Origin of the sequence: Kineococcus glutinatus, assembly GCF_039542765.1 — a bacterium.
Classification (GTDB): Bacteria; Actinomycetota; Actinomycetes; order Actinomycetales; family Kineococcaceae; genus Kineococcus_A; species Kineococcus_A glutinatus.
On the sequence record NZ_BAABIL010000896.1, the window covers coordinates 1 to 586 of the forward strand.

At 80.2% G+C, this 586-nt stretch carries 1 protein-coding gene; it reads right to left on the reverse strand.

Annotation, left to right across the window (positions count from 1 at the left end; genetic code table 11):
* On the reverse strand, positions 1 to 421 hold a 421-nt coding region (locus ABEB16_RS22415), incomplete at its 3' end, for a DEAD/DEAH box helicase (RefSeq protein ID WP_345714359.1).
* Positions 422 to 586 lie beyond the last annotated feature (165 nt).

Here is a 586-nt window from a genome sequence, read left to right on the forward strand (position 1 = left end):
CGAACGCCAGGGCGAGGTCGGCGTCCAGGGAGCGCTCGTGCACCTCGTCGAGCACGACGGCGGTGGTCCCCGCGAGCTCCGGGTCGTGCTGCAGCCGGCGCAGCAGCAGGCCCGTGGTGACGACCTCCACGACGGTGGCGGCGCTGCGCGCCCGCTCGCCGCGTACGGCGTAGCCCACCCGGGCCCCGACGTCCTCGCCGAGCAGCGCCGCCATCCGCCGCGCCGCCGCCCGGGCCGCCACCCGTCGCGGCTCGGCGACCACGACCCGACCACCCGGTGGCGCGGGGGCGCCCGGGACGGGCAGCAGGCCCGCCAGGGCCAGCGGCACGAGGGTGGTCTTGCCGGTGCCCGGCGGGGCGACGAGCACGGCACCGCCGGTGGCCGCGAGGGTCCGCAGCAGCTCCGGCAGCGCCGCCCGCACCGGCAGGTCGGTCCCCGGGGCGGAGGTGGACGGGTTCGCGCTGAGGAAATCACCGGTGGGGAGGTCGCCGGTGGGAAGGTCGGGCACCACCGGGGCAGTCTCGCAGCGGCCCGGGGACCGCCCGCCGGCACAGCGCGGCGGTCAGGCCCCGCCCACGGCCCCCGC